The following is a 25,290-nucleotide window of genomic DNA, read 5'->3' as shown; positions in this document are numbered from 1 at the left end:
GGTATTCAGCGCAGCGCCCGCATCTTCCAGGCTGTGCTTAGCCGGCAACAACGAAGATCAGGTACATAGCAATACCAACACCGATCATGGGAACCGCGTCAAGCAGACCGGCCATGATGAAGGCCTTGGTTTGCAACTGGCTGGCCATTTCCGGCTGACGCGCAGTGGACTCAAGCAGCTTGCCGCCCAACAGGCCAAAGCCGATACCGGCGCCCAGGGCACCCAGACCGATAATAAGCGCAGCTGCTACAAATACCATTTCCATTGAAGACTCCTCGGTTTTTCAGATAGTTAAGGGTTGTGTATTTAACGTTAAATCAGTGATCTTCGTGCGCCGAACTGAGGTAAACCACAGTCAGCACGGTAAAGATAAACGCCTGGAGCGTAATAACCAGAAGGTGGAAAACGGCCCAGGGAAAGTTCAGGGTCCACTGGATCCACAGAGGCAATAGCGCAATCAGGACAAAGATAACCTCACCCGCGTACATGTTACCGAACAAACGCAGGGCCAAACTGATGGGTTTGATAATCAGTGCCAGGATTTCCAGCAACAGGTTAAAGGGCACCAGCGACCAATGGTTGAACGGAGTAAACGCTAGCTCCTTGGTGAAACCACCCACGCCCTTCACCTTGAAGCTGTAGAACAGGATCAGCAGGAACACACCAATGGAAATACCGAAGGTACCGTTGGGGTCGGTGGTGGGTACAATCCTGAAGTATTCCAGGCCCATGGCATGGGCAATGTACGGAACATAGTCCACCGGGATCAGTTTCAGCGCGTTCATCAGGAAGATCCAGACGAAAATAGTCAGCGCCAGGGGGGCAATCAGGGGGTTTTTGCCGTGGAAGGTATCACGCACCAGCCCCTGAATGAACTCAAGGGTGATTTCCACCAGGTTCTGCAAGCCTCCCGGCGTACCTTCAGTCATCCGGGTAGCCACGAAACGGAACAGGCCAAGAAAAAACAGGCCCACTGCAATGGACCAACCCATGGTATCCACATGGATCGCCATGAATCCCATATCGACCGCTTCCTGGCCGGAGGTTGCAAACGTCCATGAGGCTTCTTGCATCACGCTGCCATCGGCCCGCTCATAACCTGCCGGAAGCTTTCCGTAAGTGAGGTTGGTGAGGTGATGTTGTATATACTCTACTGGGGTTTCAGCTGCCATACTGCTCTCGTCCAGTCATCGCTGTGGTTGCGGCCGGATGAGCCAACGCGACGCGGTGCCCACCAAAACCATCACAGCAAAAGTGAATAACAGAGCCGGTACATATACCGGCTCCATTAAAGTGAAAACGGCCGCGAAAAAAACTGCGGTAAGGGCGATTTTGGTAGATTCCGCCCGAAACAGATCTCCTACCACCAGGTGTGCGCTACGGGCACCCTGATACCGATAAACCCGATGGGCAAACCAGGCATTTGGCACTATAAAAATAAGACCGCCTACAAACGCGGAATAACCGGCCAAGGGACTGTGCAATACCCACAACAAGCTGATAATGACTGAACTTGTAAACTCAATGGCCAGCCAACGGCCCAAAGGAACGCGGGTGATCCGTGATTGCCTGGAGTTCATATCACTGCCACCATTCCAATCGCGCGAAATTATATGTTTTAAGCACTTTATGTTCAACCAGACTCTTAAGAAAATCTGGCCAAAATTCCATCAGGCCAGGAGCTAACATCAATACGTGTCACACAAGTTGTGGCCCATGCCGTTCGCGGTCACGACATCTGGTGTTTACAGGCTTTTCCGGGACTCGGGTGATTTTATTTACTTTTAACGAATATGGCCCAGAATACCGTCCAACTCGTCCAGTGAACCGTATTCAATCACCAGTTTTCCCTTGCCACGCTGGCCATGGGCAATGGATACCTTTGCCCCCAGACGTTCGGCAAGATCCTCCTGCAGGGCCCGGATATTCGGGTCAACCGCTCCCGGTTTGGCCGGCTTGCCGGGCGCCGGGTCCTGCTGCATCCGGCGCACCAATGCTTCCGTCTGCCTTACCGAAAGTGACTTGGCAACAACCTGTTTTGCGGCCTGCATTTGTTGCTCCGGCGACAGTGTCAGCATGGCGCGGCCGTGGCCCATTTCCAGATCGCCATGTTCCAGCATCAGGCGCACATCTTCAGTCAGGCCGATCAGGCGCAACAGGTTGGTAATGGTGGTGCGGGATTTTCCCACAGCCTCAGCCACCTGGGCCTGGGTCAGGCCAAACTCGTCCTGCAGGCGCTGGAGGGCGAAGGCTTCTTCAATAGGATTGAGATTTTCACGCTGGATGTTTTCGATCAGCGCCATGGCGATGGCGGCTTCATCGGGGACATCCCGGATAATGGCCGGTATGCTGTCCAGCCCCGCCATCTGGGTGGCCCGCCAACGGCGCTCGCCGGCCACCAGTTCATAGCGGCCTTCGGCAATGGGGCGCACCACAACCGGCTGCATAACCCCTTGCTGACGAATGGAATCTGCCAATTCCTGCAAAGCGGCCGGGTCCATGTCACGGCGGGGCTGATAGCGGCCACGCTGAATCAGATCGATGGGAACCTGTCGCAACTCGCCGTCGTGATCTTTCAGTTCCTGATCCAGGTTAACCCTGGAACCGGCCAGCAAGGCACCCAGCCCGCGTTCGCCCAATCCTCTTTTCTTCGCCGCCATGGTATCAGTCATTCTTCCGGTTAATAATCGTTGTGCATCTTTAAAGAGAGACGCGGCGGTATGTTACACCGCAACCTGAGCCGATGTCTTTTTTGCCCCGTGGCGGCGCACCATCTCGCCAGCCAGTGCCAGGTAGGCAATGGCCCCTTTGGACGCCTTGTCGTACTTCAGGGCCGGCATGCCGTAACTGGGTGCCTCCGCCAGGCGCACGTTGCGCGGTATGACGGCACGGTAGACCTTATCACCAAAATATTCACTCAGCTGGCCGGACACATCCAGTGTAAGGCTGTTGCGAGGATCGTACATGGTTCTGAGAATGCCTTCGATCTCAAGATCCGGGTTAACCGTTTCCTTGATCTGCTCCACCGTATTCATCAGTGCCGCCAGGCCCTCCAGAGCGTAATACTCACACTGCATGGGTATAAGCACCGAGTCTGCGGCAGAAAGCGCATTAACGGTGAGCAGGCTGAGTGAAGGCGGGCAGTCGATCAGGATGTAATCGTAGTTGTCACGAACGCTGTTCAGGGCGAGCCGCAGCCGGTGCTCGCGGCCAATTTCGTTCATCAGTTCCACTTCGGCGGCGGTCAGGTCGCCGTTCGAGGGCATGATATCAAAACCCGATGCCTCTGCCGGAATGATAACCTCGGCGGCGGAGGCGCGCCTGGTAAGCAGATCGTACCCCGACAGCTCCAGCGCATTCTTGTCCACGCCACTGCCCATGGTGGCGTTGCCCTGGGGATCCATATCCACCAGAAGCACACGGCGCCGGGTAGCGGCCAGTGAGGCAGCAAGGTTGACGCAGGTGGTGGTTTTGCCCACACCGCCTTTCTGATTGGTCACTGCAATCACGCGCGCCATGTCTCGCCTCCTTAATACTGAATACAGCTGCCCATTACCGTTGCGGGTTGCCAGGTTTGCCCTCTGTCCGGGTCACAATCAGCAGGTGCCTCGCACCACCGGCCCCCGGAACATTCAGGGCGTGGCTGGATGATACCTGCCAATCCGCAGGAAGGGCAGCCACCTCATCATCCGGATACTGGCCTTTCATGGCAAGAAAGCTGCCATTATTCGCCAACAGCCCGCCACACCAGTTCACCAGGTTATCCAGGGCCGTAAACGCCCGGCTACTGATCTGGTGAAAGGGCTGCTCCGGCTTGCAGTCCTCTGCGCGGCCATGGATTACGCTCACATTTTGCAGGCCAAGTTCCAGTACACACTGGTTCAGAAAACGGGTTTTCTTGCCATTGCTGTCGAGCAGTGTAAAGCGCTTTTCCGGAAGCACGATCGCCAAAGGTATTCCCGGCAAACCACCACCGGCGCCCACATCCAGCAGATGATCGGTGGTAATCCAGGGCAGAATACTGAGGCTGTCGAGCAACTGGCGGGACACCATCTCTGCCTCGTTGCGCACGGCCGTCAGGTTATAGGCCCTGTTCCATTTGTTGAGCAGGGCCAGGAACGCCAGCAACCTTTTCTGCTGATGCTCATCCACGGAAAGCTTCATTTCGGCCAGCCCCTGTTGAAGCTGGCGTTGCCAGAGTGCTTGTGCCATGCGTGATCAGGCGCTTTGTTTGCGTAGAAGATCACGCTTTTTCAGGTGTACCAGGATCTGCGAGATGGCAGCCGGCGTAACGCCCTGGATCCGGGACGCCTGGGCCACCGTCTCCGGGCGCACCTGTTTCAGCTTCTGTTTGATCTCGTTGGACAGGCCGCCAATCACCTCGTAATCCAGATCAATCGGCAAGGCGGTGCTCTCATTCCGGCGCAAACGCTCGATTTCTTCGGTCTGGCGCGAAATATAGCCTTCGTATTTGATCTCGATTTCCACCTGCTCCGCCACAACCGGCTCCCCTGCCTGCTCGCCACCGATTTCAGCAATATGGCTGTAGCTGATTTCCGGGCGGCGCAGCAACTCCGCCAGGGTGTTGTCCCGGGTCATGGGCTGCTTCAGGAAGGCGTTGGCACGCTCGGCCGCTTCCGTGGACGGGTGAATGCGTGTGGTTTCAAGCCGTTTGCGTTCGGTTGCTATGGCTTCGCACTTGTCACTGAATTTCTGCCAGCGCTCATCATCCACCAGGCCCAGCTTGCGACCGGTTTCAGTCAGGCGCAGATCGGCGTTGTCTTCCCGCAGAATCAGGCGGTATTCGGCGCGGCTGGTGAACATGCGGTAGGGCTCACTGGTGCCCATGGTGATCAGATCGTCCACCAGCACTCCGAGATAGGCCTCATCCCGACGCGGATACCATTCGCTTTTTTCCTGTGCGCGCAAGGAAGCGTTAATGCCCGCCAGCAAGCCCTGGGCACCGGCCTCTTCATAGCCGGTGGTACCGTTGATCTGGCCGGCAAAATACAGGCCCTGGATGAATTTGGTTTCCAGGGTATGGCGCAAATCCTGCGGGTTCAGGTAGTCGTATTCGATGGCGTAACCTGGCCGGGTAATATGGGCGTTTTCAAACCCCGGAATCGAGCGCACTGCGGCCAGCTGGATATCAAACGGCAGACTGGTGGAAATACCGTTGGGATACAGCTCGTTGGTGGTCAGGCCCTCCGGCTCCACAAAAATCTGATGGGAATCCTTGTCGGCAAAACGATTGACCTTGTCTTCTATGGACGGGCAGTAGCGTGGACCAGCGCCCTCAATGTTGCCGGCAAACATGGGCGAGCGGTCAAAGCCACTGCGGATAATGTCGTGGGTCTGTTCCGTGGTTCGAGTCACGTAACAGCAGATTTGTTGCGGATGCTGGTCCTGGCTGCCAATAAAGGACATCACCGGGGCCGGGTTGTCGCCCCACTGCTCCTGCATGACAGAGAAATCCACGCTACGGGCATCAATGCGCGGCGGCGTGCCGGTTTTCAGCCGGCCCACATTAAAAGGCAGCTCCCTTAATCGTTGTGCCAGCGCATTGGCTGGCGCATCACCGGCGCGACCACCGGCATGCTGCTGCATGCCAATGTGGATAACGCCGCCGAGGAAGGTACCGGTGGTCAGTACCACGGTTTTGGCGTTGAACCGGATACCGGTCTGCGACACCACGCCGGTCACCTGATCGTTTTCCACAATCAGGTCGTCCGCTGCCTGCTGGAACAGGGTGAGATTGGGCTGGTTTTCCAGCATATGGCGAATCGCCGCCTTGTACAGAACCCGGTCGGCCTGAGCGCGGGTGGCGCGTACCGCCGGGCCTTTGCGGCTGTTGAGAACCCGGAACTGGATACCCGCCCTGTCGGTTGCGTGCGCCATGGCGCCACCCAGGGCGTCGATTTCCTTTACCAGATGGCTTTTGCCAATGCCTCCGATGGCCGGATTGCAGGACATCTGGCCCAGGGTTTCGATGTTGTGGGTCAGCAGCAGGGTCTGGGAACCCATGCGCGCCGCCGCGAGTGCAGCTTCAGTGCCGGCATGGCCGCCACCAATGACAATGACATCAAAACGGGTTGGAAAATCCACAGCTCACCTCGGAAATCGGGGGATAAAAACAGGGCCCGGAGTATAACGTTTCACTCGGAAAATTGCAGTCAGAATGTGCAAATTTTAACCAGCGCTGGGGAAACGCCGGCTTCCGTACCATTTACTCTGTTTCGGAAAACCGAAATCATCGGGTTTTCAGGGGCTTGGGCAGCCCTTCTCAGAAAAGTTTTCAATAAAGTTATCCACAAAAATGTGCCTGATCAGGAGCCTTGCATCAACCATTAACATCTTGTTTTAATTGTTATTTTAAAAAGGTATCCAGAGCTTGTCCGCAGCTTATCCAATTAATTATCCACAGGCACTGGCCTGGACTCGCCACCTCAGACGCCGCACTGCTATGAGCACCAGCCCATTGACCAGGGACAGGAGTAGGAAGAGCCCGGGAATACCCACTTCCAGAACCCCCAGCACCAGAATGCCCGTGAGCGCGCTCACGACCATGAACAGCGCGTTGATCACATTCAGTGCCGCGATGATGCGTGCCCGTTTGTGTTGTGGGGTTTCATGCTGGATAAACGCATAAAGGGGCACGATGAACAGACCGCCGCATACTCCGATGCCCACCAGATCCATCAGCACCCGTATGTAAACCGGCTCTGTCACCAGCGTCCACCAGGTGGATGGTTCCGGGTTTGCCGGTACCGCAAAGAACAGATCCACTCCCAGCAGGGTCAGGCCAAGCGCCCCCCAGGGCACGGGTGCCAGGGTGATGCGGTGCCGGGTAAGGCGTTCACACAGCACGGAGCCGATGGAGATACCCACGATAAACATGGACAGCAGCAGGGTGACCACGGTCTCGTCACCCTGAAGATGGCTGTGGGCGAAGTTGGGGAACTGGGTGAGGTAGGCCGCGCCAAGGAACCAGAACCAGGATATGGCGAGAACGGCCCAAAGCACCGGTTTGCGCTCAGCCGCCACGCCCATCAGACGCCAGGTCTCCAGAACCGGTCGGAAACGTACCGCCAACGCGACTTCGGCTGTACCAACCTCGGGTACCTGGCGCGCCGCCACATACCCCAGAACCGCCATCACCAGCACACTCACGGCCGTGAGTTTTGCAGCCGCCTCAAGCCCCATGAGCAAACCAGCCGCAATAGTGCCAAGCAGAATGGCCACAAAGGTACCCATGCTCACCAGGCCGTTGCCGCCGACCAGCTCATCGTCGCCCAGTACCTGGGGCAGAATGGCGTACTTTACCGGGCCGAAAAAAGTGGACTGGGTCCCCATCAGGAACAACAGCACCAATAGCCCTTCATACCAGCCAAACCAGAGCGCCGGCGCCGCAATAGCCATAATACCGATTTCAGCCAGCTTTACCTTGCGGATAATGGCGGCTTTCTCATAGCGGTCGGCCATCTGCCCGGCAATGCCGGAAAACAGGAAAAACGGCAGGATAAACAGGAAGGCAGCCAGGTTGACCACCGTATTCACCGACAGCCCCAGCAAACCGGTGGTCTGGTAGGCAATCAACAGCAGCAAGGCATTTTTATAGAGGTTGTCGTTAAACGCTCCGGAAAACTGGGTGAGGTAAAACGGCAGAAAACGCCGCTGCCCCAGCAAACGGAACTGACTGTGTATGGCCATGAAAACATCCGCGGTTATTGGTTACGCCAGGCCGTGCATCAATCTACCGAACCAGTTTGGGGCAACGATGCCTGGCGTTCCAGCTCATGTTCAATCGCATTGGCCGATTTGGCAAAGCCCGCCAGCAGATTATAGAGCACAGGGATGATAAACAACGTAAGTGTGGTGGCAAAAATCAGCCCGCCCAGAATCACCATGCCGATGGCCGCCCTGCTCTCGGCACCGGCTCCGGTGGCAATTACCAGGGGCACGGCACCGAAGACCGTGGATACAGTGGTCATCAGTACGGGCCGGAAGCGCAGGGACGCACCAGCCAGTATCGCGTCTTTTACTGCGTAACCTTCATCCCGCAGCTGGTTGGCGAACTCCACAATCAATATGCCGTTTTTCGACATGAGCCCCAGCAGCATGATGATCCCGATCTGGCTGTAGATGTTAAGGCTGATGCCACTCCACCAGAGCGCCAGCAGGGCGCCGGTTACCGCCAGCGGTACCGGGAGCATGATGATCATCGGGTGAATCCAGCTTTCAAACTGGGCCGCCAGCACCAGGAATACAATTATAAAGGCCAGCCCGAAGGTGAAATAAATAGCCGCCGAAGAATCCTGGAACTCCCGGCTCAGGCCCTGATAGCTGAGACGTGCCTCTGGCGGAAGGGTATCAACCGCAAGCGTGTTCAGGTAGGCAAGCGCGGAACCAAGATCGTAACCATCCGCCAGTGATCCGCTGATTACCACCGCCGGCAGGCGATCAATGCGGCGAAGGTCCGGGTTTGCACCTTTTTCTGAAATCGACACCAGCGCTTGTAAAGGAATCAGCTTGCCACCTTCCCTCGGGCGCAGAAATATCTGGCCAAGATCTGACGGTGTGGCGCGGCTGGCCGCATCCGCCTGCATGATCACATCGTACTCCCGGCCACGTTCCAGGTAGGTGGTTACCTGCCGTGAAGCCAGCATGGTTTGCAGGGTGAGGCCGACATCCTGAATGGTTATATCCAGATCGGCAGCCCGCTCACGATCAATGGCAATGCTCAGCTCTGGCCGGGTCAGCTCAAAATCGGTTTCCAGGTTCAGCAGATTGGGGTTGTTTTTTGCGCGCTCTACCAGTTCATCACTCCAGGCCTGAACAGATTCATAATCCGGCCCGGCGACCACGAATTCCACGGGCTGGCTGAACCCCCTCTGGCCAAGCCCTGGCGGGTTGATTGCCGCCAAACGAATACCGGAGATATCGTTAAAGATCTTGCGAATCTCACTGGTCACCTGCTGCTGTTTGACATCCCGTTCTTCCCAGGGGGCCAGCCCCATGATGATGAACGCACTGTCTTCCCGCCCGCGGAAACCAACAATCGACAGCATCCGGCTGGCAATGCCATTCTCCAGATAGGGCAACAGTTTCTCTTCAGCCTGTTTCGTATAGTGGTCGGTGTACTCTACGGTAGCCCCACGGGGCACACTGGCGGGCATGATAATAACGCCCCTGTCTTCTGTAGGCGCAAGCTCCTGGGGCAGTTCCGGGTAAATCACCGCAGCAACAACCAGCCCCACCAGACCAAGCCCCAACACCAGGCCAGCCTGATTCAGCGAGAACCGCAGCAGGCGCTCATACCCGTTCGTAAGGCCATTCAGAACCTTTTCACTGGCCCCCCAGAACCTGCGCCCTTCCGAGCTTTCAGGGCTATGCTTCAGCCATTTGGAGCACAGCATCGGCGCCAGGGTAAGCGCCACAAAACTCGACACCACAACCGCTGCCGCCAGCGTAAAACCGAACTCCGCAAACAGGCGGCCAACATTGCCACCCATGAACGAGATGGGCACAAATACCGCAACCAGCGTAAGGGTGGTGGCAATGACCGCAAAGGCAACTTGCCTGGCACCACGATAGGCCGCAAGCAAGGGCGGTTCTCCCTTGTCAATCCGGCGCTGGATGTTTTCCAGCATCACAATGGCATCGTCCACCACCAGACCTATGGCAAGAATAACCGCCAGCAAAGTCAGCACGTTAATGGAGAACCCCAGGAATCCGAGGCCAATAAACGCACCGATAACCGCTACTGGAATGGTAACGGCAGGAATCAGGGTGGCGCGCCAGGATCTGAGGAACAGAAAAATAACCAGTATGACCAAGGACACGGCGATCGCCAGAGTGATCATCACCTCACGAATGGACGCACGGATAAAAATGGATTCGTCGTAGCTTTCGGCAATCGAGACTTCCGGTGGCAGGGTTTCCCGGATTTTCTCCAGTTCCGCCCGCACAGCATCCGAAACGGCTACGGTATTGGCTTTGGACTGGCGGATAACGCCCAGGCCAATGGCTGTCTGACCGTTTGCGCGCAACTGGCCGACATCGGATTCCACGCCCATCTGCACATCCGCTACTTCGCCCAGGCGTAACAACTGATTGCCATCCCGACGAATCACCAGCTCGCGGAATTCATCTACGGTTGCCAGGCGACCCTCTGCACGTACGGTAAAGTTGCGGGTTGAGGAATCCACGGAACCGGCTGGCAGCTCCACGTTATTGGCGCGTAATGCGCGCTCCACTTCAGCAACGGTGATATCCCGCGCCGCCAGGCGTTCGCGATCAAGCCAAACCCGGATAGCGTAACGACGTTCACCACCAATGCGCACGTCGGCAACGCCATCCACGACCGCTAACCGATCAGCCAGAACCCGGTCCGCATAGTCGCTCAGCTGGGCAGAATCCCAGATATCACTGCGCAGAGTTACCCACATCATCGGGCGGGCATCAGAATCAGCCTTGCGCACCACGGGCGGGTCGGCTTCGTCCGGCAGCTCGTTGTTTACGCGGGATATGGCATCACGCACATCGTTTGCGGCAATATCCACATCCCGGGATGTGGAAAACTCGATAGTGGTGTATGACCCACCCTGCCGGGTAGAAGACTGGATAGAGCGAATGCCCTCTATTCCACTGATGGCGCCTTCAACGATCTGGGTGATCTGGGTATCAACCACCTCGGCGGCAGCACCGGTGTAGTTGGTTGAAACGGAAACCACGGGCGGGTCTATATCCGGGTACTCCCGCACCGGGAGGCCAAACAGGGCCGCCAGACCAAATACCACAATCAACAGGCTCAGAACCGTGGCAAAAACCGGGCGTTTGATGGAAATATCCGACAGGATCACAGCTACGACTCCAGCGCACTGGTGAAGCGATTGTCGGGGATCGCATTTTCATCATCGATTACCCGAATTCGTTCACCGCTGCTGAGCCGGTCCTGGCCGGTCACCACCACCGGGTCTTCGGCGGTCAATCCATCCATAATTTCAACCTGCCCCGGCATGCGCGAACCCAAAACTACGGATACCCGTCTGGCGATGCCGTCGTCGGCTACAAATACGTATTTTTCATTACCGCGAACCATTACCGCCTGCTCCGGTACCACCAGGCCCGGGCGCTCGCGCAGCGTCAGGCTGACAGACATGAACTGCCCCGGGCGTAACCGACCATCAGCGTTATCAATCAAGGCCCGAACCGGCAAAGACCGGCTTAGTTCATCAATGCGGGTACCCAACTCAACCAACTCGCCGCTGAAATACTGATCCGGGTACGCGGGCGTACCAGCATCCACCTTCTGCCCGGGCTTGAGCTGGCCCAGAAAGCGTTCCGGAATGGAGAAATTCAGCTCCATACGGGATGTGGCATCCAGAGTGGTAATGGTTGTGCCAGCGATCACATAGGCACCAATGCTGATGTCGCTCAGCCCGGCAACGCCGGAAAAGGGGGCTTCAATAAGATGATTTTCTAGCCGGACCCTCGCAGCATCGCGCTGGGCCTCTGCAACTTCAACGGCGGTGCGCAATTCATCAACCAGAGACTGGGAAATGCTGTTGTTATCGCGCAGGCTTCGGGCGCGTTCGTACTGGCGCCTGGCATCGGCCAATTGCGCCTCGATAACACCCAGATCCGCCCTGGCCTGGCGATCATCCAAACGCAACAGCACGTCGCCCTGTTTTACCTGGCGACCGGACTTCAGGTTGATTTCCACCACCCGGCCACTGGCTTCTGTGGTCAACTCAACCGCATTGAGAGCCTTCAGGCTACCAACTGCTTTAACCTGATCACGCACGGTTTCTGTTACCGGCAGGCGGGTACTTACAGCGCTGGGCGCCCGCTCATTGGCACTATCTACCTGCGACAGATCATTCAGGTTGCGATAAATTACAGCACCGCTCACGGCTACCGCCACAAGCACCGCACCAACCAACCACTGTTTCCACATAGACAATCCCAGCAAACGGACCGGCTCCCGCCGGGTTTATTTTTTCTGAATCACGAGAACAATTTCACCCACATCAATCCCCCATTTACTCATGGTGGTCTGGTTAATCAAAGTGTCGGGTGTTATCAGATACATCCAGTCATTCATTCGTACATCCAGTGTTCCATCGCCGTAGGCAATCCGGAGCACATAGTTCATGTGGAGGGTGTTGCCGCTCCAGCGCATGGTTCCCGGCTCTGCCACATCGCCCGCCCCGGCATGATAGCTGTCGCCGTTATCCGAGGGTGTCAGCGTCCAGACCCGGGTTTGCACTTCGCCGTCATCAAAGCGGAATACTTCATCCAGGGTGCCCACGCCTGCAGCATCCCAGGAGGCCGTGATATCCGCATCGAATGTGCGGATCACCTCCCCGGACATGTCCTTGACCACCCCGCGAGCACTAAGTTCACCGCTGAAAAATGTTTGGGGAGTCAGCCTGGGGCTGCGCTCTGCATAATCGGTCAGGGCGGGCCCGGAACAACCAGTTAGCAGGCTCATGACCGATACAAACAGGAGTATAGAGCGCCAGCCACGGTTGTGAATCACAGAATGCAGGTTTTGCATATTTTTTACACTTGTCATAAGGCTCTCCACGGGGTTCTCAGCGTCACAGGTGCCATCACAATGTATGGTGCGATGGGTGCTATCTGAATACGCCCGGGGGATCTTCTCCGATCAGCAAAGCGCCCCGGCCAAGCCCGCCTACTGTCTTTACTGACACCGCCACAGGTGCTTTTCGTCAATGGAATCCGAAGCGCAATACCGTAAAACAGCAGGCAACTTGAAGCGGGCAATGGCCCCGAAAAGATATTCAGACCAGTTCAGAGGATTGATTATGCCGGCATACAAGGCGCCCTTGCGGGACATGAAGTTTCTGCTCAACGAGGTATTTGACTACCCGAAACACTACGCTTCACTGGCCAGCGGTGAGAATGCAACGCCGGATATCGTAGACGCCATCCTCACCGAATGCGCCCGTTTTTGCGAGGAACAACTGAGCCCGCTGTACCAGCTCGGCGATGAGGAAGGCTGTACACTGAAAGACGGCGAAGTCACCACTCCGAAAGGCTATAAAGAAGCCTATAACCAGTATGTGATGGGCGGCTGGCAGGGTCTCTCTGCGCCGGAGGAATTTGGCGGTCAGGGCCTGCCTGCGTCCATGGGCCTTATGAAGCAGGAAATGATGGGCACCGCGAACTGGTCGTTCTCCATGTACCCGGGCCTGTCCATGGGCGCCATGAACACCATTTTTCTGCACGGCTCCGACGACCAGAAAGACACCTACCTGCTACCGCTGACCGAAGGCCGCTGGGCCGGCACCATGTGCCTGACCGAGCCCCAGTGCGGCACCGATCTGGGCCAGGTAAAAACCAAAGCCGAACCACAGACGGATGGCAGCTATAAAATTACCGGCACCAAGATCTTTATCTCGTCCGGTGACCATGACCTTACCGAGAACATTGTTCACATCGTTCTGGCCCGCCTGCCGGATGCTCCCAAAGGCACCCGGGGCATCAGTCTGTTTATCGTGCCGAAGTTTATGCCCGGCGCGGACGGCAGCGTGGGTGAACGCAACGCCGTGGTCTGTGGCAGCCTGGAAAAGAAAATGGGCATCAAGGCTTCCGCTACCTGTGTTCTGAACTTTGATGGTGCAACCGGCTATCTGATTGGCCCGGAAAACGAGGGTCTGGAGTGCATGTTCACCTTTATGAACACGGCCCGTATCGGCACCGCGATACAGGGCGTCGGCCCCGCGGAGCTGTCGTATCAGTGGGCGCTGGATTACGCCAGAGAACGCCGCTCCATGCGCGCACTCTCCGGTAAAAAAGAGCCGGATCAGGTGGCCGACAGCCTGATTCACCACGCCGATGTACGCCGCATGCTGCTGACCCAGAAAGCCATTGCCGAAGGCGGCCGTGCCATGCTCTATGACGCTGCCCGCCTGGCCGACCATATGGTTGAGGGCCATGCCGCCGGCGATACAAAAAAAGCCGAAAAATACGATGACAAACTGGGCTTCCTGACCCCGATTCTCAAAGGCTTTCTGACGGAACTGGGGAATGAAGCCGCCAGCCTGGGTATGCAGGTATTCGGCGGCCACGGTTACATTCGTGAACACGGTATGGAGCAGATCGCCCGGGATACCCGGATTGCCACTTTGTATGAAGGCACCACCGGTATTCAGGCGCTGGACCTGCTCGGCCGCAAGGTACTGCTGACCACCAAAGGCGGCGCTGTGCGTGATTTCACCGCGCGGATTGCCAACTTTGCCCGTAAGCACCTGACCGACAGCCGTTTACGTCCGTTTGCCCTGGACCTGCTCAAGCTGACCGCCCAGTGGAACCTGCTCACCGTGCGAATCATGCTTGCAGCCCGCAAAGACCGTGATGTAGTGAGCTCGGCCTCTTACGATTTCCTGATGTACAGCGGTTACGTGACCATGGCGTATATGTGGGCGCGACAGGCAGCAACCGCGGTAAATTGCCTGGATAACGGGGGTGATGACTCTGAGGCTTTCTACACCACCAAGCTGGCCACGGCGGAATTTTATTTCGAGCGCCTGCTGCCCCGGGCTCAAACCCATGCCACAAGTATGCTGAGCCCAAGCCGTAACCTGATGCAGATCGACCCGGAAAACATGGCGTTTACCGGTTAATCCGCCCTTGAACGCCCTGCCAGTTTGATACCCGAGCCGGCAGGGCTTGAAATATTTCCTTCCAACCGCATCTAACCGCCTACTCACTCTTTTTACTGCTGACCCTGAGGGGAAAACCGTTTTCTGGCCTGCCACCTGCTTGAGGGCAGGCCTTTGTTGTGATGTTGCTAAAAGAAGGAGGTCCGAATATGGAAACTCGTGCTGACGACTTTTACCCCACCCGCCTTGAGCGCCCCGCCGCGCCAATAGATCGCCTCGATCCCGTTATCCACAGCCAGGGCAAAGACCGCACAAGCGGGCCCCTGAGTGAAGCCGAGCTGGCCATGTACGAACGTGACGGGTTTCTGGTGTTCAATAACTTTCTGGATAAGGAAACGGTTAAAAGGTTCCGGGAAGATCTGGAAGCCTATGAGGACGACGACAGCGTCCTTCGTTCAGAGGGCACCATTACTGAAACCGGCAAGCAGGAAATACGGTCTGTCTTTGGTATACACGAACTCTCGCCACGCTTTGACAAACTGACCCGCAACCCTGCTATCCTCGACATGGTGCACCAGCTGCTGGGCAGCGATGCCTATATCCACCAGTCGCGCATCAACTTCAAACCGGGATTTCACGGTAAGGGATTTGACTGGCATTCGGATTTTGAAACCTGGCATGCGGAAGACGGTATGCCCAGAATGCGGGCCGTCAGTTTCTCCATTGCCCTGACAGATAACACACCGTTTAACGGCCCTTTGATGCTGATTCCAGGCTCCCACAAAACCTTTATTCCCTGCGTGGGGCGCACTCCGGAAGACAATTACCAGTCCTCCCTGAAAAAGCAGGAACTGGGCGTGCCCAGTAACAGGGACCTGAAAAGGATGGCCGACAACTATGGTATCAAGGCACCCACGGGGCCGGCCGGATCGCTGATTGTCTTCGAGTGCAACACCTTGCACGCATCCAATGCAAACATGTCACCCTGGCCCAGAAGTAACCTGTTCTTCGTTTATAACAGTGTGGAAAACCAGCTGACCCAGCCCTTCTGTGGCAACAAAGCACGGCCGGATTTTCTGGGTAATCGCACCAATACCCGCGCACTGCAACCGCTTCAGGCGCCTGATCTGAGCGAAGTCGGCTGAGCTCCGGGATAATCCGGTGTCCCGGGTAGGCTCCTGCTACCCGGGGTTCCTTTGCCCGCGGCTTACAGACCGTACTTGGTGCCGATGGCCTCGAAGGTTCCGTTGTCCTTCACCTCTTGCAGTGCCCGGTTGAGATCTTCGATAACCTCGTCGGGCGTATCCGGGTTCATTGCCAGATACAGATCAACGTCATTGAACGAAAACACCGGAACGAGGCCTTCGACATCCTGCTGCGACGCAAGGTAGGGCCCTGCGAGTCGTTCTGCAATCCACAGGTCGATCTGGCCCAGCGCCAGACGCTTCGGGTTGAGATCGTCACTGTCGATTACCGACATCTGGTAACCACGTTTCAGGAGGTATTCACTCCTGACGTCGTTGCGATAGCCCCCTATGGTTTTACCTTTCGCATCCTCAAGCCGGTCCATCTTGAACGTGCTTCCGGGCGGCGCAAAAATTGTCCACAGGTTCTGGGCCAAAGGCCCCACCCATTTGAACAAGGGTGCCCGCTCTTCGGTATAGGTGGTGCAGAATATTCCATGATTGACTTTGGACAGGGCGCGGTTGTAGCCGTAGTTCCAGTTGCGCAATTTTATGCGATAGTCATATCCGGACTGGTCCAGAACCGCTTTTGCTCTTTCGGTGCAGATACCATCAATTTTGTCCGCGCTGTGTTCAAACGCACGGCCATTGGTACTCATGTTGTAGGGCGGGAAATTTTCCGTATAGATATACAACCTGTCTGCCGCAAGAATCCGGGATGATCCGAATAAGGCCAGCAACATCAGAACTGACAACGACATTGAACGCATGGAAAGATCTCCTTACAAGGACAGTCCGGGTCAAAGAGCTTCCTGAAATTAAAAAACTGTTAAACCGAAGTGTAGCTCAAGGCCAATGTGGTATACCGTTTAATGGTGTGTCGATATGTAAAAGGCGCTGTCAGTTCAGTGTTCCGTGCAGCTGACGCCCGGGCGCCGCAGGACCGTTCCCCGGTCACCCACGGCATAAACCGCTCCGCTGCGGGTGGCACAAACCGCACGCAAGCCCGCATCACTGCCACTGGGTTCGGTTAGCCATTGGTCACCCTCAAGGCGCAGTACACAGCCCCGGGTACCCACCGCGAAGGCGCCTGCGGCATCAGAACCGGAGATGGACAGCAGATCTTCACGCAGGCGGGTGGCCATCATCTGCCAGCGCTGGCCATTGAAATGGGCCAGTGTGCCAGACAGTCCAACGGCGTAGATATTGCTGAGGCTGTCGCCCCAGATATCGTAGAGAAAGTTCTCGGTGCCCACATTGAACTCGCGCCAGTCCTTGCCGTTGTATCTCAGAACCAGGCCGAAATCGCCGGCAGCAAGCATGTGCTCGTCATCAAGAGCCCATAAACCGTAAAGCGCCGACTGGGTGCCGCTGATCATACGCTTCCAGCTCAGGCCGTCAAAATGCAGAATCAGGCCCTCGTCGCCCACGGCGTAGACGGATTCGGGGCTACTGCCCCACATGGCAAGAATGGTCAGGTCCAGGTTCAGATCGTAATGCAGGGCCCATTGCTCGCCATCAAACCGGAAAATACGCCCCAGCTGGCCGGCAGCAAACAACCCGGCGCCGGTATCCCAGACACAGTGAACCGCAAGCTCACTGGGCGCCGGCAGTAACTCCCACTCATTCCCCTGCAGGCGCAGCACAGTACCCGCTTCACCGCATGCGTAACAGGTACCACCGGCAGCCTCGGTAAAGCCCCAGATCTGAGCCCCGGTCGGTACAGCCATGGTTTCCCAGGGGCTGGCGTCCGCTTCAACCGGTGGCGGGGCCAGAGCTTGCGTAAAATCCTCAGATGCGGTCATTATGGTGCCAAAGTCGCCCACCACCAGGGCCTCACCCGTGGACAGTACGATAATGTTCATCAGGTCGTGGCGGCAGTTGCTTTCCAGTTTGTCGAGCCGGAAATCCCTGTAGTAATACAGGTGGCCCTGGTCACCTACAATTAACACCCCGCCCTTGTAGGCTTTGAGTGCTCTCAGCCTTGGCATGGGCTCGTCAAAGCTAAGGGGCTGGAAACGCCCGTTCTGGTAAAGCACCAATTCGCCGCGAAACCCGCCCTTATCCACAAAATAACGGCCACCGCCCAGCAGCAGGGTGTCGTCATCCAGCAACAGCAAGGCATGGAAACCTGAGCCCAGAGGGCAGTCCAGTTTGCTCCACTGGCCATGGCTATCACGATGCAGTACCGTGCCCTCACCGCCGGCTACGTACACTGTGTTATCCGGTCCGCAGGTGACTGCACGCAGATTCACCTGTGTGGGGCTTTGTTCGCGCTGCCAGCGGCAGCCGTCATAATGCAGGATCATGCCGTCATCGCCCACTGCCCAGGCCTGGCCCTGGTCATTGCCATCAATTGCAAACAGGGGTGTGTTTTCCTCACAGGCGGCAAACCGCCCGCCTTCGGTATCGATTACGCCTCCCCGCAGCAACTGCCATTGCACGCCGTCAAAATGCAGTATGCAGCCCATCCAGCCCACGGCGAACAGGTTGTCTGTGGTTGGTCCCCAGATGCCGTGAAGAGGCAGCCGGGTGGGAACGTTCATTTTCTGCCATTGCCGGCCGTCGGCGCCATTTTGGCCCACGAAGCGCATCACCATGCCCTCGTCGCCAACCACAAACAACTCGCCATCTCCGGTCCAGCCCGACCAGAGCACGTCGCCGTCACCCGCACCTACTTCCGGTACCCGGCGCCAGGGTGCGCGACCGGGTGCAGTAGCATTATCGGTTCCTAACAACCGGCTGAAAAAACGACGGCGACCAGGTGCGCGAGTGTCAGTCATGGCAGTGCTCTCGAATAGGGAAAAGAGACCCTGCAAGCAGGGCTCGTACAACAGGGTTCACATGGGTGATGCGTTACATCAATGTGGTTTGCCGCCGGTTCCCAGCAGGGATTCCAGCTGTTGACGCAAAGCCTCCCGCTGCTCAGGTGGCACGGATTCCAGCGCCTGCTCCATCTCGGAGCTTTCCAGGCCTGCCTGTGTCAACTCCTGCAACGACTGCGTGGCCACTTCCGCAAAGCTGGCCCGGCCATAAGCCTCACAGGCCGCAACAGCAGAGGCAAACGCTTGCGCCTCGGGGCCCTCCGGGGCCGAAAGGATCACGGGTACTCCTGTGTCTGAACCGCTGGACAGCGCCAGCGAAAGAGGAATTTGCGCCACGGACTCCACCTCTGCTGCTGCCAGGGCCTCAGCCAGATGAGCGCGCGGGAACACATGGAACTGCTCACTGCAGTTGGGGCAGGTTACACCCGCCATATTTTCAACCACACCAATAAGCGGCAGACCACGCTCCTGGCAAAAACGAACGGCTTTCAGGCTGTCCATCAGTGCCACTTCCTGAGGCGTCGTAGCCAGCAAGGCTGCCACGTCATGGCCTTCAAGCATGTCAGCCAGGGTAATCAGCTCATTGCCGGTACCCGGCGGCATGTCTATCACCAGAAAATCCAGCGGCCCCCAGTCGAAAGACCCGATCAGGTGATGCATGAAATCGTGTTTGTAGGCATCCCGCCACACGATGGGCGTATCATCGCGCTCCATCATAAAGGCCAGGGAACCGACTTTTACCGGATGCTCCAGGCCAAAAAACTCGAAGTCCTTTGGCGGCAGGCCGTTCTTGCCGAGGCGGACCCGCTGGCCCACAAAACCGAAAAACCGGCTCTGATTCGGCCCGTGAATGTCGGCATCCGCAACGCCTACTTTGTAACCCCGGCCTGCGAGGCCGGCTGCCACGTTGGCCGATACAGTGCTTTTACCCACTCCGCCCTTGTTGGCCATAACCAGAATGATCTGGCCAATGTCGGCCAGCCGCTTCTCAATCAGCTTTTTTTCGTGCTGACCCTTGTCCAGCTGACAGGTATCTTCCCGGGGGCAGAACTGGCAGGCATGGCCCAGGCCGCAGTCCTCTGGCACAAGTGCCAGAGGGTCCCTGGGAGGAAATTGGGAAACCGGCATCAAAGGGCTCCTTACTGTCCGTTGTCACTATCCGGACTCGCGTCCAGAAGGATCCAGGTGTGTGTCACGCGTTTATTACCATCGCGCTCGTTCTCACTACCCTGCCATACGGCAAAGCCCATGGGAACGGTGTCACGATCGAAGTTCACATCGTACTTGCCATCAGACTTGAACGGTCGGGACATCACAACCTGCCATTCCCTGTCTGCAGGGACTGGATCAGTGAAGTAGGCGCTGGCACCGGAGACATTCTGGACTGGCAGGGTGGTCGTGCTGCCATAACCACCTGCGGCCAGGCTGTCCACCTGCTCTTTGTCGGCACGCCAGTACCACATATTTACCGGGTTTTCATGGCCGGACCCCATCATGTAGGACGTGTCTGTATCGTTCAGGGCAAACTGAACGGCAACGCCATCACGGTACTCGTCCACAGTGGTGTCGCGATTTTCGGTGGGATCTTTCCAGCGCAGGCGTATGTACAAGCGGTCCGCAGAGCGGGCCAGCTGAAAATACATGTGCTTGGTGCGAGTGGAGCCTTCTTCGAAGCGCAGGGCGACAGACTGATGTACAGGCGGTGCCGGCAGCAGTGCCGTACGGTATTCCGGCAAGCGGTCCCAGATGAGATCGTCCGGGTCGTCCTGGGTGCGCAGATAGATATTGCCGGGAATGCGCGACACTTTAACGGTATCCCAGGGTTCCACCTCGGTAACGTTAGGGTTTCTGTCGCTGTGATCCGCCACCACACTGGCACTGGCCAGCAGGCAAGCCGCTGCGGTTAAAGAGCCAGCCAACCGGCGGGTACGGTTTACCAGAAGGCCATTTTTAAAAACGTGCGATGTCATGGCATGGTTCCTCATGCTAATCGATTGAGTTCAGTCCCACATGGGCTGGCTGGCGGTATCGGCTTCGGCTTTTTTCTCACCCCCTTTCGGGGTGGGCCCTACCTGGGCCTCCAGAGCCATTTGCTGGGTGTGGGTCCAGTCCGGGAGCCTATTCACCAGATGCGCCAGATTTGGATCCAGGCCGTGGTGACTTTCTCTGGCGTAGCCCGCCCTGACAGCCTGCAACAACGGCCTCAGGTAGCGCGCCAGGAAATCCCTTTGGGCACGGCGGTACGGTGACGCATCACGGCTGTTCTCCAGAGCCTGCAGCTCCAGATGGCACAGCAGTGCACAGAACTCCAGCATCGCCAGCAGGTGATCCGGCTGGTCTTTGTGGCCTTCATCATCCACGGCAGCCGTCAGGCCAAAATGGGTATAAAACGCTTGCACGTTCAGCATGTAACTGCCCGGCGTTTGGCCACCCAACAACTGTTGATAGGCACTCGCTACCAGAGGCACCCGTGGTTTACCCCGTTTGCCGTGAATAAACGTCGCCATATAGCCGACTTCCAGATCGCCCAGGCTGGTACTGGTCTGCAGTGTTGGCCAGGGTTCAGCACCCAAGGTCTGCAAGGCGTCGTCAAGCGCTGCTTTCAGGCGACCATCGGCCAGGGCTTCCCAGGTTTCCTGTAACGGGTAGCCCAGCATAGCCGCCGCAAGCCGGTAAATCGCGCCACGAGCCTCGGCCCTTTCGTGCTCAAACTGACGGACAGCGGGCGCTGTTAATTGCGTCATTTCGTGCCTCCCCGGCATCAGCTCAACTTGAACATTTCCGAGTGTTTGTAACCGATCAGAATGTCCATCAGTTCACTGCCCTTGCCATCGGCTTTTGCCTGACGTGCCTCGGCCAGGGTGTCCAGTACCTCACCCGTACGGGGCCCGAACAGGCTCTCCAGATAGGATAGCGGAATACGGGATTCATCCAGTTGCTCACCGTTTTCACCAAACTTGGAGGGTGACAGCGGTGGTACGTAGAACACGTTAGGCTGGGTGCCCCATTCGGCGTGCAGTGGCAGTGCCACCTTGTACTTTTCGACAAGCTTGTGGATCGGGCCGTCTTCGTCATCGCGATAACCGATCCAGCGAATACGTCCGACACACTGCTGCGCGCAGGCTGTGGGCAGGCCTTTTTCAATCCGCGGGTAGCAGAAAATACACTTCTCGGATTTGGAAATCTCCTCGTTGAAGTAGATTTTCTTGTACGGGCAAGCATTTACGCAGTAACGATAGCCCCGGCAGCGCTCCTGATCCACCAGCACAATGCCGTCTTCCTGGCGCTTGTAAATGGCGTTACGGGTACAGGCCGCCAGGCACGCCGGGTTGGCGCAGTGGTTGCACAGGCGCGGCAGGTAAAAGTAGTAGCTGTTGGGGTAATCACCCAAACCCTGGTCTTCGTCCCAGTTGGCGCCCCAGGTAGGCTTCACATTGGGGCGCAGCCAGGGGTCGGTACCGGTCATCAGCGCTTCTTCGTAGTTGTACTCCCAGGGAATGCCATAGTCTTCCTGGCTGGGCTGGCGCCCGAGGCGCAGCGCGCCGTCGGCATCAAAACCACCGCCCATGTTCTCGTAGTCCCGCGGGTAACCTTTACCGGGCTGGGATTCCACGTTGTTCCAGTACATGAACTCGCGGCCGTTCCGGTTGGTCCACATCAGTTTGCAGGCTGCGGTACAGGTGTGGCAGCCGATACACTTGTTCAGATCCAGGACCATGCTGAGTTGACGCTTAACAGTCATGATAATTTCCTCTTAAACGGCTCGTGGGTCGGTGATGTCTTCAGCCTTGGCCAGTTCTATGTCGTAACTGGTCTCATGGATATGCTGGTTGGCATTCCATTTGGCGTAAATGAAGTTCAGATGGCCCCAGCCACCCGCCAGCTCCAGCGGTTGCAGGAACACAGCGTGGGAAACGTTCATGTTTCTGCGATGGATGTACTGATGTGGCTCCCAGCCGTGCTCCATCATGATCGAGTCCACCGGAATGCTGGGATAGAACTTGGCCTGGGCAAAAAAGTCACCGTTGCCGTTGAACAGCCGCACCGTATCACCGTCCTTGATACCTTTTTTCTCAGCCAGCTGCGGGTTGATGTAGATGTTCGGTTCACCACGCTGCAATCGCAGCAGGTACTTGTTACTGCGCCAGTTGGAGTGAATAGCCCAGCGCGAGTGCGGCGAGTAGAATTTCAACGGGTAGTTGGAAGCCTCCGGCCCTGCGTACAAACGCGCTGTGGGTACGGTGGACTTCAGTTTCACAAACCACGGGTGGTCACAATAGAAGGTAATGCGACCGGTCAGGGTTTCATAAGGCTTCTTGCCATCGGTTTGCGCGGTGAACGGATCATAGCCTCTGTCCGCTTCAAGCGGCTGGTTCAGGCCGGCGTGTTCGTTCATCACAATGAAGCCTTTTTCCGCGGCCTCTTCGATGGTCACACCACCAAATTCAGGCGAATCCTCGATGATGTGCTTGAGCACATCGTAATCCGTATTGAGCGTACCCTGGCGGGTAAAGTCATCGTGAATGGTGTGCAGATCACGGGTAACGTCACCGTCCTGGATTGGGCCCACACCGCGGGCAATCGCACGTTCCTGAATCTTCCTGGTGAGCAGCGCCATGATTTCCCAGTCCGGCTTGGACTCACCCACGGGCTCTACCGAGCGGGTAAATACGTTGGCAAACCGGTGGTAACCCTGGGTACGGATATCCCATGCCTCATAGTGACTGGCCGCAGGCAGCACATAGTCGGCCCATTCAGCGGTGGAGTCCATGCGCACGTTGATGTTCACGTACAGCTCTTCAGCCTGGCGCAGGTGCTCTTCGCGATACTTCTTCGACATCTTGTTGCGACGGAAGGTGTTGTCCGCGATGGAAATCATGCCCTTGATTTCGCCGTAGTAAGGCATCCAGCCCTTTTCCATGGACTCGTTCATCATCTCTTCCATGTCATCGAGATCGAAACCAACACGTTTCTTCAGTTTTTTGTTGTCGTAGTGCTTGCGAGCGCCTTCCATCATGCCGCCGCGCAGGAATTCACCCAGTCCACCTGCTTCCAGGCGAGCGGATTTTTTACCTTCAAACCCGGCCAGCTCCCACCAGCGGGGATGGTTCCACACCACCCAGGAGGTATCCAGACCACCGGTGCGGCCGCCGTGGCCGGTCAGTGCCAGCGTCAGCGCGTAGCCCCAGCAGGTGTATAGGCAGTTGGAATAGCTGGAGGTGACATAACCCAGCATGATGATGGCTTTTTTCGACTTTGCCAGCAGGCGGGCTTCCTGGCGCACAATGTCCGGGTGAATGCCGGTCTGCTCCCGGGTTTTCTCCGGGGTGAATTTTGCCGCCTCTTTTTTCACGTACTCAAAGGACGTGGTCACGGAAATGCCGTTTACCTTGAAGGTGCCTTCCAGAGCGGGATCGACGTCGCCCAGTTCCAGGGTCTTGGTGTCATCGCCCATGGAACCCCTGGCTTTCACTGCCTGATTGGTGTTCAGATCCCAGTGATAGAACACTTCGTCGGAGCCGCCTTCCACCAGGTCTTTTTCACGCAGCAACTGGCCGTTGTCGGTGCGCACCAGCATGGGCAGGTCGGTCTGCTCTTTCATGAACGCCGGCTTGAACAGTTTTTCTTCAATAATCACGTTCACAAACGACATGGCCAGGAACGGATCAGAACCCTGTTCGATGGGTACCCACAGATCGGTGTGAATGGCACTGGGGTTGTAATCCGGCGAGGTGCTGACAATGCGGGCGCCGTTGTATTTGGCTTCCCAGATGTAGTGGGCATCCGGAATACGGGTAGCGTTAGGGTTGATCATGCCCAGCATGATGTAATCAGCATCAAACCAGGCGTCTGAGGAGAAGCTTTCCAGCGGGTTGCCGTAAGCCAGATGGGCGCCGGTCAACAGGTCACCTACTACGGTAAAGCCATCAAGCTGGATACCGCCAACCAGGGCGGCGAAACGGGCAGGGCCGGACTGGCGAACCATGGTCTGGTTGCCTGAACCCTGGTGAGTTTTGAGCTTGCCGGGGCCGTGTTTGACAAAAATATCAATGATCTTGTCGGCGACTTCTTCGGTGGCCTGATCCCAGGAGATACGCTGCCACTTGCCTTCGCCGCGTTCACCGGCACGCTTGAGCGGGTAACGCAGGCGATCCGCTTCGTACATGGCGGTGGAGTGGATCGCGCCTTTCTGGCAACCGCGGGGGTTGGCATCGGGTATGTTCGTGTGTATCTGCGGGTACTTGGCAATCTGTTCTTCACGGATGACGATGCCGTCTTTGACGTACACATCCCAGGCGCAGTTACCCATACAGTTGATACAGTGAGCGGCGTGCCCTATGTGGTCCCAGGACCACTCATCGCGGTAAAGGTCCTCCCAGTCACGGTAGGGGTATTCAGTGGCAAGGGTATCGTCAATCGGCTCTAGCCGGTTTAATGCCCAGACATTACCACTCAGCATCACACCGGTGCCCGTGGCCCCCAGCCCCTTGAGGAAATCGCGGCGCTTCAGCTTCCACATTCCCATGACTCTCTCCTCATCAACAATTGCCGTTTACCGCCAGTTCAGGCGAGCGGCGGCTTAAACATGTGACCGGGTCGCCACACATTCGTTTAATGAAGTTGTCCGATGGGAGGCATTATCATTCA

Annotated in this window: 20 protein-coding genes; 2 read left to right on the top strand and 18 right to left on the bottom strand. The window is 57.0% G+C overall.

The window, feature by feature from the left end:
• Window positions 1-37 precede the first annotated feature (37 nt).
• From atpE to CDH48_RS04950, 11 genes are all read right to left on the bottom strand, one after another.
• Entirely contained in the window at window positions 38-265 is a 228-nt protein-coding gene (gene atpE / locus CDH48_RS05000) for a F0F1 ATP synthase subunit C (RefSeq protein WP_100687611.1), read from the bottom strand.
• Window positions 266-317: 52 nt separating this feature from the next.
• Complete coding sequence (gene atpB / locus CDH48_RS04995; RefSeq protein ID WP_100687610.1) at window positions 318-1,172, bottom strand: F0F1 ATP synthase subunit A; 855 nt, start codon at window positions 1,170-1,172, stop codon at window positions 318-320.
• A gap of 15 nt (window positions 1,173-1,187) precedes the next feature.
• Window positions 1,188-1,580, bottom strand: coding sequence for an ATP synthase subunit I (locus tag CDH48_RS04990; RefSeq protein ID WP_100687609.1), 393 nt, complete (start codon window positions 1,578-1,580; stop codon window positions 1,188-1,190).
• 204 nt (window positions 1,581-1,784) lie between these two features.
• Window positions 1,785-2,660, bottom strand: a complete 876-nt coding sequence (locus CDH48_RS04985; protein WP_100687679.1) for a ParB/RepB/Spo0J family partition protein — start codon at window positions 2,658-2,660, stop codon at window positions 1,785-1,787.
• A 63-nt stretch (window positions 2,661-2,723) separates the two neighbouring features.
• The gene (locus CDH48_RS04980; RefSeq protein ID WP_100687608.1) at window positions 2,724-3,518 is read right to left on the bottom strand and encodes a ParA family protein; all 795 of its coding nucleotides are present in this window, start codon (window positions 3,516-3,518) and stop codon (window positions 2,724-2,726) included.
• Window positions 3,519-3,552: 34 nt separating this feature from the next.
• On the bottom strand, window positions 3,553-4,212 hold the full coding sequence (rsmG, locus tag CDH48_RS04975; RefSeq protein ID WP_100687607.1) for a 16S rRNA (guanine(527)-N(7))-methyltransferase RsmG: 660 nt from the start codon (window positions 4,210-4,212) through the stop codon (window positions 3,553-3,555).
• A 6-nt stretch (window positions 4,213-4,218) separates the two neighbouring features.
• The gene (gene mnmG, locus CDH48_RS04970) at window positions 4,219-6,105 is read right to left on the bottom strand and encodes a tRNA uridine-5-carboxymethylaminomethyl(34) synthesis enzyme MnmG (RefSeq protein WP_100687606.1); all 1,887 of its coding nucleotides are present in this window, start codon (window positions 6,103-6,105) and stop codon (window positions 4,219-4,221) included.
• Window positions 6,106-6,414: 309 nt separating this feature from the next.
• Window positions 6,415-7,710 (bottom strand): MFS transporter, encoded by a 1,296-nt coding sequence (locus tag CDH48_RS04965; RefSeq protein WP_100687605.1) that lies wholly within the window; start codon window positions 7,708-7,710, stop codon window positions 6,415-6,417.
• 38 nt (window positions 7,711-7,748) lie between these two features.
• Window positions 7,749-10,862 (bottom strand): efflux RND transporter permease subunit, encoded by a 3,114-nt coding sequence (locus tag CDH48_RS04960; RefSeq protein WP_100687604.1) that lies wholly within the window; start codon window positions 10,860-10,862, stop codon window positions 7,749-7,751.
• A gap of 2 nt (window positions 10,863-10,864) precedes the next feature.
• Window positions 10,865-11,959: an efflux RND transporter periplasmic adaptor subunit gene (locus CDH48_RS04955; RefSeq protein WP_100687603.1), complete on the bottom strand. Its 1,095-nt coding sequence runs from the start codon at window positions 11,957-11,959 to the stop codon at window positions 10,865-10,867.
• 36 nt (window positions 11,960-11,995) lie between these two features.
• A complete protein-coding gene (locus tag CDH48_RS04950; RefSeq protein WP_264754757.1) occupies window positions 11,996-12,496 on the bottom strand; it encodes a DUF3833 domain-containing protein in 501 nt (166 codons plus the stop codon).
• A gap of 337 nt (window positions 12,497-12,833) precedes the next feature.
• On the opposite strand from CDH48_RS04950, the gene CDH48_RS04945 reads away from it, so the two are divergent.
• Window positions 12,834-14,654, top strand: coding sequence for an acyl-CoA dehydrogenase C-terminal domain-containing protein (locus CDH48_RS04945; RefSeq protein WP_100687677.1), 1,821 nt, complete (start codon window positions 12,834-12,836; stop codon window positions 14,652-14,654).
• A 188-nt stretch (window positions 14,655-14,842) separates the two neighbouring features.
• Window positions 14,843-15,778 carry an ectoine hydroxylase gene (gene thpD, locus CDH48_RS04940; RefSeq protein ID WP_100687602.1) on the top strand — a complete coding sequence of 312 codons (936 nt, stop codon included), beginning with the start codon at window positions 14,843-14,845 and terminating at the stop codon, window positions 15,776-15,778.
• A 62-nt stretch (window positions 15,779-15,840) separates the two neighbouring features.
• Here thpD and CDH48_RS04935 read toward each other — a convergent pair whose 3' ends face one another.
• The 7 genes from CDH48_RS04935 to clrA all read right to left on the bottom strand — a co-directional run bounded on the left by CDH48_RS04935 (window position 15,841) and on the right by clrA (window position 25,168).
• Window positions 15,841-16,587 (bottom strand): substrate-binding periplasmic protein, encoded by a 747-nt coding sequence (locus tag CDH48_RS04935; protein WP_100687601.1) that lies wholly within the window; start codon window positions 16,585-16,587, stop codon window positions 15,841-15,843.
• A gap of 135 nt (window positions 16,588-16,722) precedes the next feature.
• Window positions 16,723-18,600 carry a WD40/YVTN/BNR-like repeat-containing protein gene (locus CDH48_RS04930; protein ID WP_100687600.1) on the bottom strand — a complete coding sequence of 626 codons (1,878 nt, stop codon included), beginning with the start codon at window positions 18,598-18,600 and terminating at the stop codon, window positions 16,723-16,725.
• A gap of 78 nt (window positions 18,601-18,678) precedes the next feature.
• Window positions 18,679-19,770, bottom strand: a complete 1,092-nt coding sequence (locus tag CDH48_RS04925) for a P-loop NTPase (protein WP_100687599.1) — start codon at window positions 19,768-19,770, stop codon at window positions 18,679-18,681.
• 11 nt (window positions 19,771-19,781) lie between these two features.
• On the bottom strand, window positions 19,782-20,612 hold the full coding sequence (locus CDH48_RS04920; protein ID WP_198515467.1) for an ethylbenzene dehydrogenase-related protein: 831 nt from the start codon (window positions 20,610-20,612) through the stop codon (window positions 19,782-19,784).
• Window positions 20,613-20,642: 30 nt separating this feature from the next.
• The gene (locus CDH48_RS04915) at window positions 20,643-21,386 is read right to left on the bottom strand and encodes a molecular chaperone TorD family protein (protein ID WP_157807797.1); all 744 of its coding nucleotides are present in this window, start codon (window positions 21,384-21,386) and stop codon (window positions 20,643-20,645) included.
• 17 nt (window positions 21,387-21,403) lie between these two features.
• Entirely contained in the window at window positions 21,404-22,384 is a 981-nt protein-coding gene (gene clrB, locus CDH48_RS04910) for a chlorate reductase subunit beta (RefSeq protein WP_100687596.1), read from the bottom strand.
• A gap of 12 nt (window positions 22,385-22,396) precedes the next feature.
• Window positions 22,397-25,168, bottom strand: coding sequence for a chlorate reductase subunit alpha (clrA, locus tag CDH48_RS04905; protein ID WP_198515466.1), 2,772 nt, complete (start codon window positions 25,166-25,168; stop codon window positions 22,397-22,399).
• Window positions 25,169-25,290: the final 122 nt, after the last annotated feature.

Source organism: Marinobacter aromaticivorans, from assembly GCF_002806975.1.
Taxonomy (GTDB): Bacteria; Pseudomonadota; Gammaproteobacteria; order Pseudomonadales; family Oleiphilaceae; genus Marinobacter; species Marinobacter aromaticivorans.
This window is presented reverse-complemented; position numbering and strand designations above follow the sequence as displayed.

Coding starts and splice junctions, on each gene's coding strand:
- thpD (WP_100687602.1), top strand. CDS start 14,843: ATGGAAACTCGTGCTGACGACTTTTACCCCACCCGCCTTGAGCGCCCC.
- CDH48_RS04965 (WP_100687605.1), bottom strand. CDS start 7,710: ATGGCCATACACAGTCAGTTCCGTTTGCTGGGGCAGCGGCGTTTTCTG.
- CDH48_RS04920 (WP_198515467.1), bottom strand. CDS start 20,612: ATGACATCGCACGTTTTTAAAAATGGCCTTCTGGTAAACCGTACCCGC.
- clrA (WP_198515466.1), bottom strand. CDS start 25,168: ATGGGAATGTGGAAGCTGAAGCGCCGCGATTTCCTCAAGGGGCTGGGG.
- atpB (WP_100687610.1), bottom strand. CDS start 1,172: ATGGCAGCTGAAACCCCAGTAGAGTATATACAACATCACCTCACCAAC.
- rsmG (WP_100687607.1), bottom strand. CDS start 4,212: ATGGCACAAGCACTCTGGCAACGCCAGCTTCAACAGGGGCTGGCCGAA.
- atpE (WP_100687611.1), bottom strand. CDS start 265: ATGGAAATGGTATTTGTAGCAGCTGCGCTTATTATCGGTCTGGGTGCC.
- CDH48_RS04930 (WP_100687600.1), bottom strand. CDS start 18,600: ATGACTGACACTCGCGCACCTGGTCGCCGTCGTTTTTTCAGCCGGTTG.
- CDH48_RS04950 (WP_264754757.1), bottom strand. CDS start 12,496: ATGAGCCTGCTAACTGGTTGTTCCGGGCCCGCCCTGACCGATTATGCA.
- CDH48_RS04980 (WP_100687608.1), bottom strand. CDS start 3,518: ATGGCGCGCGTGATTGCAGTGACCAATCAGAAAGGCGGTGTGGGCAAA.
- CDH48_RS04990 (WP_100687609.1), bottom strand. CDS start 1,580: ATGAACTCCAGGCAATCACGGATCACCCGCGTTCCTTTGGGCCGTTGG.
- CDH48_RS04925 (WP_100687599.1), bottom strand. CDS start 19,770: ATGCCGGTTTCCCAATTTCCTCCCAGGGACCCTCTGGCACTTGTGCCA.
- CDH48_RS04945 (WP_100687677.1), top strand. CDS start 12,834: ATGCCGGCATACAAGGCGCCCTTGCGGGACATGAAGTTTCTGCTCAAC.
- CDH48_RS04915 (WP_157807797.1), bottom strand. CDS start 21,386: ATGACGCAATTAACAGCGCCCGCTGTCCGTCAGTTTGAGCACGAAAGG.
- CDH48_RS04955 (WP_100687603.1), bottom strand. CDS start 11,959: ATGTGGAAACAGTGGTTGGTTGGTGCGGTGCTTGTGGCGGTAGCCGTG.
- CDH48_RS04935 (WP_100687601.1), bottom strand. CDS start 16,587: ATGCGTTCAATGTCGTTGTCAGTTCTGATGTTGCTGGCCTTATTCGGA.
- clrB (WP_100687596.1), bottom strand. CDS start 22,384: ATGACTGTTAAGCGTCAACTCAGCATGGTCCTGGATCTGAACAAGTGT.
- CDH48_RS04985 (WP_100687679.1), bottom strand. CDS start 2,660: ATGGCGGCGAAGAAAAGAGGATTGGGCGAACGCGGGCTGGGTGCCTTG.